Origin of the sequence: Xenophilus sp. (genome assembly GCF_044462705.1) — a bacterium.
GTDB lineage: Bacteria > Pseudomonadota > Gammaproteobacteria > Burkholderiales > Burkholderiaceae_C > Xenophilus > Xenophilus azovorans.
In genome coordinates this window covers 1-9,403 of sequence record NZ_JBIQNC010000186.1, presented here as the reverse complement: position 1 = coordinate 9,403, position 9,403 = coordinate 1, and the positions used below count along the sequence as shown (strand labels likewise).

The window sequence follows — 9,403 nt, the reverse complement described above, 5'->3', positions numbered from 1 at the left end:
AGGCGCTGGGCCATGAACTGCACCATCTGGCGCAGCACGTCGATGTCGGCTCCCTTCTCGGCAAGCTCGGTCAATGCCATAGTGGCGTTGGTCATCGTGATTTCCTTCGAGGACAGGTTTGGTGGGTCGCACCTCAAACCTTATCCGGACCTCACGATGGCCACCCCGAACAGGAGCGCCGCCGCTGGGCGGCAAGCCGCTTCGGGCTACGCCCTACGCGCCTTGCCGCCCAGCGAGTGAAAGAAGACTTACACCACTTCCTGGGACATCAACAACTATATCTAGGGGTAAAAAGGGGGGCAAGGCGCTAGATGTAGTGTTTTTCACGAACGTCAACTGCTGTGGAGTGATTGTGTCTACCCGGGATTGGACGGCGCGCCGCGCCGGCGCTGGGTCAGACTCCCTCGAAGCAATTCCGGCGCGCCGCGCCGGTCGATTTGGGCTTGCAGGGCGCATGGCTGCTGCATGTCGAGCGATGCGTATCTACCGAAGCGCAGTCGGATAAGGCCCTTTCCGGGGAGGTCGTCCGATAGAAAAAATTCAGTGCGTCCCCGGGGGATGCCTCGACTGAACCGCCCCGAGGTTAGTCGCCCTCATTGATCGGGTGGGCCCCTGCTGCTTGCCTCGAATACTGGATGAAATTACAGTGTTCGATATGGACCGAGAAACCTGGACTGCCGCTGTCGCACATCACCTGCATCGGCACTGGCGCACCCTCACGGCCGAGGCCCTGGAGGACACCGCGGGGGCACTCTGGAGCGACGAGCACTTACGCGAGATGCCGCCAGCAGAGGCCGCGGCACAGTGGTTGCGGCCGATCGAGCGGGGGATGCCGATCCATGTCCGATAGGGGCATCCTGGACACCCTGCCGGCCGTCTACGCCGTCGAGGCCGTCCGGCAGCTACCTCACCCTGCAGCGGATGGTTCCGAGCGCGCCACGGCCGTTCTGGACGTGCCCGGTGTGGGGCAGGTGCGGTTCACCTTCGAACGTCGCCGGCAGATGATGCCGAAGCCGGGCCCGTGGTTCTGGGGCGTGTGCTATGCGGAGATGCCGAGATAGCATTGACCATTGGAGGGCGAATTGATGACAGACGGCGCAAAACAGGATTCGGACGATGTGGCGTTGATGGAGAAACTTCGCGCCTACCACGTCGATGATCCGCTGATTCGCACCCTCGCCCAGTTTGAGAGCAAGGCACACGCGACGATGCTTGAAGGCGGGAAAGCGTTGGCGCTGCTCAATAGTGCGGGAGTTGCGGCGATGCTTGCTCTTGCTCAGTCGCTGATCGGAAAACAGTATTCGCTCTTCCAAGCGTGCAAACCGTTCATCGTGTTCGCGCTAGTCATGTTTCTATCCGGCGCTTTGCTGGCGTCAATCGTCGCGATTCCAATTGCACAACAATTGATGGCGCGCGCGCTGGCCCAGCGTTCAGATGGGTTGCGAACAGGGGCGCGGTACTTGGTTGGCGCTGTGCTCGCATTTCTCGCCGGAGGCATGTGCGCGCTGCTGGCCATCGCATTTCGACTGTAGGTTTCACATCGGGTCGCCCGCCCTCAGCGCAAATTCTCTTGCCGATCCAATCATGCGCCATGAACCCTATCGACTCGGCCGTGTCGAAATTCGATATCGAGGAATGCGGCATCTGTTGGCGGGAGCGCAGAGGGACACGCCCGCGCCGCCTCGGAATGTTGAAGGCGCACTCCATGATATGGTGCTGGCTATCGCCAACGTTGTTGTGGAGCGATGGGAGCGGGCTACTGCTTGGCTGCTGGTGGGTTTCTCAGCGATCGCAGGTCTTGCGGTGTCCAACCTCGAACGGTCGGTCCAACTGACATGCAAATCGACGGTCTACGGCGTGCTGGTGCTTTTCGCCATTGTTGTAGCGTTACAGGTCTTCCAGCGGCTATGCGGTCTTTTCGTGCAAGCGGCCGCCGCGGGGGGCGAAGTCGGCAAGAAAGTTGAACTCGAGAAGTTGGCGCCGGCCGAACTGGACATTTTCTTGCAAGGAATGGTAGATGCCTACCCATGGCCCGGAAGCATCCTTATCCAGCGGATGCTTGTGAAGTTGAAGGAGCGCGGGCCGCGATACATCAACAGGGCGACGATGCGCCGGGCCATGCTTTCGGGCGTTGCCGGGATGTTGCAAGTGGTCGCCGCCTTGTGCGCACTCGCATGGATCGGGTTCACCTTGCACATGCCAGAATAACAAGGCGGGTGAGGAGGGGGGTAGAAAATGAAAACGGGCCGCGAAGGCCCGTATTTTCTATGTCCCTGGCGGAGAGGGCGGGATTCGAACCCGCGGTGGGGTATTAGCCCACACACGCTTTCCAGGCGTGCGACTTAAACCGCTCATCCACCTCTCCGCGAAGCCTGCCATTCTAACCTGCGGAAGAGGACGCCTTGCCGGCCTGCACCATCCGCATCGCCGAGGCGATGAGCGTGGCGGTCTCGTTCATGCTGCTGGGCACGATGAGGGTGGTGGTCGCGTCGGCCGCCACCTTGCTGTAGGCGTCCACGGCGCGCTCGGCCACCTTCAGTTGCACGGCCTGCTCGCCGCCCGGCTGGCGGATGGCGGCGGCCACGCGCTCGATGGCCTCCGCCGTCGCCACGGCGACGGCGGTGATGGCGGCGGCCTCGCCCTGCGCGTTGTTGATCTGCGCCTGCTTTTCGCCCTCGGAGCGGGCGATGAAGGCCTCGCGCTCGCCGGTGGCGATGTTGATCTGCTCCTGGCGCCGGCCCTCGGAGGCGGCGATCAGCGCGCGCTTCTCGCGCTCGGCCGTGATCTGGCGCTGCATGGCCTGCAGGATCTCCTTGGGCGGGGTCAGGTCCTTGATCTCGTAGCGCAGCACCTTCACGCCCCAGTTCAGCGCTGCCTCGTCGATGGCGGAGACGACCTGGGCGTTGATCATGTCGCGCTCCTCGAAGGTCTTGTCCAGCTCCAGCTTGCCGATCACGCTGCGCAGCGAGGTCTGGGCCAGCTGGGTGACGGCCACGATGTAGTTGCTGCTGCCGTAGCTGGCGCGCATCGGGTCCGTGACCTGGAAGTACAGGATGCCGTCCACCTGCAGCTGCGTGTTGTCGCGCGTGATGCAGACCTGGCTGGGCACGTCCAGCGGGATTTCCTTCAGGCTGTGCTTGTAGGCCACCTTGTCGATGAAGGGGATGAGGAAGTTGGGGCCCGGCGTCATGGTGCCGTGGTACTTGCCCAGGCGCTCGCGGATCCAGGCGTTCTGCTGGGGCACGAACTTGATCGACTGCCAGATGAAGATGAGGGCGATGACGAGGATGACGACGGCGACTTCCATTCCTGCTTCTCCTTGATTGCTTGCGTTGATGGCGGTTCAGATTCTTTCGAGCACCAGGCGGTTGCCCACGATCTCGACGACGCGGTGCAGGCCCGGCACGGGCACGGCACCCGGGCGGACCACGGCGGTCCATTGCGCGCCGCGGTGCCGCACGACCGCGGTGCCGTCGGCGTTCCATTCCTCGACGCTGACCTGTTCTCCCACGTCGAGGTTCAGGTTCGGGTCGGCCTGGCTGGGCACGCCGCTGGCGCCGCGGCGGTGCGTGACGTACCACAGGGCGACGGCGCCCACCCCGACCAGCGCCGCCACCACGATCTGCGTCGTCAGCGCCAGGCCCAGGTGGGCGGCGATGGCGGCGGCGGCAAAGCCGATGCCCACCAGCAGCAGGTAGACGGTGCCTGACAGCAGTTCGAGCACGACGGCGACGCCGGCCAGCAGCCACCACAGGGTCGAATTCGCCATGAGATCTCCTCAAGAAAAAACGCCGGGCCGCCCCAAGTTTTCTTGTCCCCCGCGGGGGGCGGGTCGGGCGCAGCCCGGCCCTGGGGGCGCGCTCTCGGCAAAGGCCGCCATTGTGAGACAGAACGCTCAGCGTACGGTCACTTGAATTCCTTACACTTCGCGCCTTCTTCGCGCAGCCGCCACCGGAGCCGCCCCCATGAAATTCCGCTTCCCGATCGTCATCATCGACGAGGACTTCCGCTCCGAGAACACCTCGGGCCTGGGCATCCGGGCGCTGGCCCAGGCCATCGAAAGCGAGGGCTTCGAGGTGCTGGGCGTGACCAGCTACGGCGACCTGAGCCAGTTCGCGCAGCAGCAGAGCCGCGCCAGCGCCTTCATCCTGTCGATCGACGACGAGGAGTTCGGCGCCGGCCCCGACGTCGATCCGGCGGTGCTGAACCTGCGCAACTTCATCGGCGAGGTGCGGCGCAAGAACGCCGACGTGCCGATCTACATCTACGGTGAGACCAAGACCAGCCGCCACCTGCCCAACGACATCCTGCGCGAGCTGCACGGCTTCATCCACATGTTCGAGGACACGCCGGAGTTCGTGGCCAAGCACATCATCCGCGAGGCCAAGAGCTATCTGGAGAGCGTGCAGCCGCCGTTCTTCAAGGCGCTGATCGACTACGCGGAGGACGGCTCCTACTCCTGGCACTGCCCCGGCCACTCGGGCGGCGTGGCCTTCCTCAAGAGCCCGGTGGGCCAGATGTTCCACCAGTTCTTCGGCGAGAACATGCTGCGCGCCGACGTGTGCAATGCGGTGGAGGAACTGGGCCAGCTGCTGGACCACACCGGCCCCGTGGCCGCCAGCGAGCGCAACGCGGCGCGCATCTTCAACGCCGACCACTGCTTCTTCGTCACCAACGGCACCAGCACCAGCAACAAGATGGTGTGGCACCACACGGTGGCGCCGGGCGACGTGGTGGTGGTGGACCGCAACTGCCACAAGTCGATCCTGCACGCGATCGTGATGACGGGCGCGATCCCGGTCTTCATGAAGCCCACGCGCAACCACTTCGGGATCATCGGCCCGATCCCGAAGAGCGAGTTCGAGCCCGAGGCGATCAAGGCCAAGATCCGCGCCAACCCGCTGCTCAAGGACGTGGACGCCGACAAGGTCAAGCCGCGCGTGCTGACGCTCACGCAGTCCACCTACGACGGCGTGATCTACAACACCGAGACCATCAAGGGCATGCTGGACGGCTACGTCGACACGCTGCACTTCGACGAGGCCTGGCTGCCGCACGCGGCCTTCCACCCTTTCTACGGGCCGTACCACGCGATGGGCAAGCGGCGCGTGCGGCCCAAGGAGTCGCTGGTGTTCGCCACCCAGTCCACGCACAAGCTGCTGGCCGGCATCAGCCAGGCCAGCCACGTGCTGGTGCAGGACTCGCAGAACCGCCAGCTCGACCGCGACCTGTTCAACGAGGCCTACCTCATGCACTCGTCGACCAGCCCGCAGTACGCCATCATCGCCAGCTGCGACGTGGCCGCCGCCATGATGGAGCCGCCCGGCGGCACTGCACTGGTCGAAGAGAGCATTCTGGAAGCGCTGGACTTCCGCCGCGCGATGCGCAAGGTCGAAGCCGAGTTCGGCGAGGACGAATGGTGGTTCAAGGTCTGGGGCCCCGAGCACCTGGTGGACGAGGGCATCGGCCGCGCCGACGACTGGATCATCAAGGCCGAAGGCAAGGGCAACGGCAAGAATGGCGCGCGCAACTGGCACGGCTTCGGCAAGCTGGCCGACGGCTTCAACATGCTGGACCCGATCAAGTCCACCATCGTCACGCCGGGGCTGGACCTGAACGGCAAGTTCGCCGAGACGGGCATCCCGGCCAGCATCGTCACCAAGTTCCTGGCCGAGCACGGCGTGATCGTGGAGAAGACGGGCCTGTACAGCTTCTTCATCATGTTCACCATCGGCATCACCAAGGGCCGCTGGAACACGCTGCTGACGGCGCTGCAGCAGTTCAAGGACGACTACGCGCGCAACCAGCCGATGTGGCGCATCATGCCGGAGTTCTGCCAGCAGCACCCCGGCTACGAGCGCATGGGCCTGCGCGACCTGTGCCAGCGCGTGCACGAGCTGTACGCCCGCTACGACGTGGCGCGGCTGACCACCGAGATCTACCTGTCGGACCTGACGCCGGCGATGAAGCCCAGCGACGCCTTCGCCCACATCGCGCACCGCAAGACCGAGCGCGTGGAGATCGACGAGCTGGAAGGCCGCATCACCACCAGCCTGATCACGCCGTACCCGCCCGGCATCCCGCTGCTGATCCCGGGCGAGGTGTTCAACAAGAAGATCGTCGACTACCTGAAGTTCGCCCGGCAGTTCAACCTGGAGTGCCCCGGCTTCGAGACCGACATCCACGGGCTGGTGGCGCGCGTCGACGAGAGCGGGCAGAAGCGCTACTACGCGGACTGCGTCAGGGCCTGACGCCCGGCGGCGTCAGCCGAAGCGCAGCGTCATCACCCCGGCCAGCACGGCCGCGGTGCCCAGCACGCGCTGCAGGCCGAAGCGCTCGCGCAGCCAGACGGCGCCGATCAGCGCGGCGAAGAGCACCGAGGTCTCGCGCAGCGCCGCCACCACCGCCACCGGTGCGCGCGTCATCGCCCACAGCGCGATGCCGTAGCTGCCGAGAGAAGCCAGCGTGCCCAGCCAGGCCACGCGCGACCGCCGCGCCATGTAGGCCAGTGCCGCCGCACGGTGCGCGGGCCCGCGCCGCCAGAGCACCAGCAGCAGGAAGGGCAGGCCGTCGAAGACGAACAGCAGCGCCACATAGGCCCCGGCGTTGCCGCTGGCGCGCACGCCCAGCCCGTCGATGACGGTGTAGACGGCGATGATGCCGGCGTTGGCCAGCGCGAAGCCGAGCGCCTTGCCGCGGTGGCCGCCGGCGGCCTGCAGGCGCGCCGGCGCCAGTCCCAGCAGCAGCACGCCGGCGCACACGCCCGCCACGCCCAGCCAGGCACCGGCGGACAGCGCCTCGCCCAGCAGCGCGTGGCTGCCCAGCGCGACCAGCAGCGGCGCGCTGCCGCGCATCACCGGGTAGGCCAGGCCCAGGTCGCCGTGCTTGTAGGCGCCGGCCAGGGCGATGTAGTAGCCGATGTGGACGACGGTCGATGCGGCCAGGTAGGGCCACGAGGCCAGGGCGGGCAGGCCGGTGAACAGGAGCATCGGCACCGCGAAGAACACGCCGAGGCTGTGGATCAGCGCGGTGTCGAGCGACTTGTCGGTGGACGACTTGATCAGCGCGTTCCAGCTCGCGTGCAGCAGTGCGCCGAACAGCACCGCGAGCGCGACCGGGCCGGTGAGCGTCATGCCGCGCCCGCCGCTGGTGCAACGACGGCGTGGGGCGAAATCCTGCGTTCGGCCATGATGATGCGGCTGCCTTTCCTGGAGGGGGGATTGTCTACGTCGTCGAGGCGCGGCGAGCAGCCCCCTCCTCGGTCAGGGCTCCGGCCGGTGCCAGAGCCAGGCCAGCACGCAGGCCATCGCGCCGATGCCGGCCAGCGCCCCCCAGCGTGAGGGCGACAGCCACAGCAGCAGCGCCGCGCAAGCGGCCATCGCGATGGCCGCGCTCCACTTGGCGCGGCGGCTGACCCGGCCGCCGCGGCGCCAGTCGCGGATCAGCGGTCCGAACAGCCGGTGCCGCTCCAGCCAGGCGGCCAGCCGCGGCGAGCTGCGCGCCGCCGCCCAGGCTGCCAGCAGCACGAAGGGTGTGGTCGGCAGGCCGGGCAGCACCACGCCGAGCGCGGCCAGCGCCAGCGAGACGATGGCCAGCGCGACCATCAGCCAGCGCAGTGGGCCCCGGGCCGGGCGTGGCGGCGGATCGTCGTCGGGGAACGGCATCAGGCACCGTCGCGCACGCGCAGGAAGCGCGCGAAGCGCGGCACACCCTGCGCGCTCAGCCCGTTGTAGCGGTAGGTGATGGTGCTGCCGATCGGCGGCGGGTTCTGGCGCTGGGCATCGGTGAAACCGCTGCCGATGCGCAGCAGCCGGCCCTCCGGCGTGCGCACGCGCAATGCGCCCAGCCGCCCGGCGTGGCGGCCCTGGCCGGGCAGGTGCCCGACGACCACCGCCTCGGCGTCGTCGTGCGGCTTGACCTTGAGCAGGTCGGCGCTGCGGCCGGAGCGGTAGGGTGCGCTGCCCAGGTGCAGCATCAGGCCTTCGCCGCCCAGCCGCACGGTCTTGTCCAGCAGCGCCTGCAGGTCCCGTTCGGTGGTGGCGCGCTGCTGCGGCACCGCCACCAGCCAGGGGACTGCCGGCAGCGGCAGCAGTTGACGCAGGGCGGCCAGGCGTGCATCGAAATCGCCGGGCTGCGCGGGCAGGTCGAAGACCATGAAGCGCACCTTGCGCCAGGCCTTCTCGTCGGGCACCTGGCTGCGCACGGTGGCGGCGGTGAACTCGAAGCGGCCCCGGCCGGCCCACAGTTCGCCGTCCATGGGCTGGGCGGGCCAGCCGGCGGTGAACCAGGCCGGGGCGAAGACGCGCTCGCCGCCGCGGGTCCAGAGCTGGCGGCCGTCCCACCAGCCGCGCAGGCCGTCGTACTTCTCGCTGACCCAGTAGCCCGCCAGCGGCATGCCGGGGCGCCAGGTATCGGCCAGCATCAGCGCCGGCGCGGCGGCCTGGGCGCAGGGGACCAGGCCCGCCCAGGCGGGCAGGGCGGCGAGCCAGCGACGGCGGGTGAGGTTCATGCCGCCGACAGGAGGGGGCTCAGCCCTCGGCCGGCTCGTCGATGCCGCCCACCACGTTGCTGAAGCCGCCGTCGACGTAGGTGATCTCGGCCGTCACGCCGCCGGCCAGGTCGGACAGCAGGAAGGCCGCCACGTTGCCCACGTCGTCGATGGTGACGTTGCGGCGGATCGGCGAGACGGCCGCCACGGCAGGCAGCAGTTTGCCGAAGCCCTTGATGCCGCTCGCGGCCAGCGTCTTGATCGGCCCGGCGCTGATGCCGTTGACGCGGATGCCGCGCGGCCCGAGCGAGCCGGCCAGGTAGCGCACCGAGGCTTCGAGGCTGGCCTTGGCCAGGCCCATGGTGTTGTAGTTGGGCACCACGCGCACGGCGCCCAGGTAGGTCAACGTGAGCAGCGCCGCGCGGTCGTTCAGGTAGGGCAGGGCGGCCTTGGCCATCGCCGGGAAGCTGTAGGCGCTGATGTCGTGCGCTACCTTGAAGGCCTCGCGCGAGAGCCCTTCGATGAAGTCGCCCGCGATCGCCTCGCGCGGCGCGAAGCCGATGCTGTGCACGAAGCCGTCGAACTTCGGCCAGGTCTGCGCCAGGTCGGCGAAGAGCTTGTCGATCTGCTCGTCGTCGCCCACGTCGCAGTCGAACACCAGCGTCGAGCCGAATTCGGCGGCGAACTCGGTGATGCGGTCCTTGAAGCGCTCGCCCACGTAGCTGAAGGCGAGTTCCGCGCCCTGCTGGTGGCAGGCCTTGGCGATGCCGTAGGCGATGGAGCGGTTGGAGAGCACGCCGGTGATCAGAAGTTTCTTGCCGCTGAGAAAGCCCATGAATCTGCCCTTTGTCTGACTCGAAGAAAAAGTTGTGCAGAATTCTCGCATGCGAGTATTGACGGCCCCCAGGGCTGGGC

At 67.3% G+C, this 9,403-nt stretch carries 10 protein-coding genes and 1 tRNA gene; 4 read left to right on the top strand and 7 right to left on the bottom strand.

Features of this window, described 5'->3' with window-relative positions; translation table 11 throughout:
• The first annotated feature begins 839 nt into the window (after positions 1-839).
• From ACIY1X_RS21200 to ACIY1X_RS21190, 3 genes are read left to right on the top strand one after another with little or no spacing between them, the layout of a single operon-like run.
• On the top strand, positions 840-1,061 hold the full coding sequence (locus ACIY1X_RS21200) for a hypothetical protein (RefSeq protein WP_399684419.1): 222 nt from the start codon (positions 840-842) through the stop codon (positions 1,059-1,061).
• A gap of 24 nt (positions 1,062-1,085) precedes the next feature.
• Positions 1,086-1,532 carry a hypothetical protein gene (locus tag ACIY1X_RS21195; RefSeq protein ID WP_399684417.1) on the top strand — a complete coding sequence of 149 codons (447 nt, stop codon included), beginning with the start codon at positions 1,086-1,088 and terminating at the stop codon, positions 1,530-1,532.
• A gap of 52 nt (positions 1,533-1,584) precedes the next feature.
• Positions 1,585-2,208 carry a hypothetical protein gene (locus ACIY1X_RS21190; protein ID WP_399684415.1) on the top strand — a complete coding sequence of 208 codons (624 nt, stop codon included), beginning with the start codon at positions 1,585-1,587 and terminating at the stop codon, positions 2,206-2,208.
• Between the two features lie 66 nt (positions 2,209-2,274).
• Here ACIY1X_RS21190 and ACIY1X_RS21185 read toward each other — a convergent pair.
• The 3 genes from ACIY1X_RS21185 to ACIY1X_RS21175 all read right to left on the bottom strand — a co-directional run bounded on the left by ACIY1X_RS21185 (position 2,275) and on the right by ACIY1X_RS21175 (position 3,769).
• Positions 2,275-2,365, bottom strand: a tRNA-Ser gene (locus tag ACIY1X_RS21185).
• 15 nt (positions 2,366-2,380) lie between these two features.
• Positions 2,381-3,307: an SPFH domain-containing protein gene (locus tag ACIY1X_RS21180; protein WP_399684412.1), complete on the bottom strand. Its 927-nt coding sequence runs from the start codon at positions 3,305-3,307 to the stop codon at positions 2,381-2,383.
• 36 nt (positions 3,308-3,343) lie between these two features.
• Positions 3,344-3,769, bottom strand: coding sequence for an NfeD family protein (locus ACIY1X_RS21175; RefSeq protein ID WP_399684410.1), 426 nt, complete (start codon positions 3,767-3,769; stop codon positions 3,344-3,346).
• Between the two features lie 196 nt (positions 3,770-3,965).
• Here ACIY1X_RS21175 and ACIY1X_RS21170 point away from each other — a divergent pair, with 196 nt between their 5' ends.
• On the top strand, positions 3,966-6,251 hold the full coding sequence (locus ACIY1X_RS21170; RefSeq protein WP_038217003.1) for an arginine/lysine/ornithine decarboxylase: 2,286 nt from the start codon (positions 3,966-3,968) through the stop codon (positions 6,249-6,251).
• Between the two features lie 12 nt (positions 6,252-6,263).
• On the opposite strand, the gene ACIY1X_RS21165 is transcribed toward ACIY1X_RS21170, so the two are convergent.
• The 4 genes from ACIY1X_RS21165 to fabI form a co-directional block, all read right to left on the bottom strand.
• Positions 6,264-7,133 (bottom strand): EamA family transporter, encoded by an 870-nt coding sequence (locus ACIY1X_RS21165; protein ID WP_399684408.1) that lies wholly within the window; start codon positions 7,131-7,133, stop codon positions 6,264-6,266.
• Positions 7,134-7,262: 129 nt separating this feature from the next.
• Positions 7,263-7,664, bottom strand: a complete 402-nt coding sequence (locus ACIY1X_RS21160; RefSeq protein ID WP_399684405.1) for a YbaN family protein — start codon at positions 7,662-7,664, stop codon at positions 7,263-7,265.
• Positions 7,664-8,509 (bottom strand): DNA ligase, encoded by an 846-nt coding sequence (locus ACIY1X_RS21155; protein ID WP_399684403.1) that lies wholly within the window; start codon positions 8,507-8,509, stop codon positions 7,664-7,666. Before ACIY1X_RS21155 ends, ACIY1X_RS21160 begins: the two co-directional genes overlap by 1 nt.
• A 19-nt stretch (positions 8,510-8,528) precedes the next feature.
• The gene (fabI, locus tag ACIY1X_RS21150) at positions 8,529-9,323 is read right to left on the bottom strand and encodes an enoyl-ACP reductase FabI (protein ID WP_399684401.1); all 795 of its coding nucleotides are present in this window, start codon (positions 9,321-9,323) and stop codon (positions 8,529-8,531) included.
• Positions 9,324-9,403: the final 80 nt, after the last annotated feature.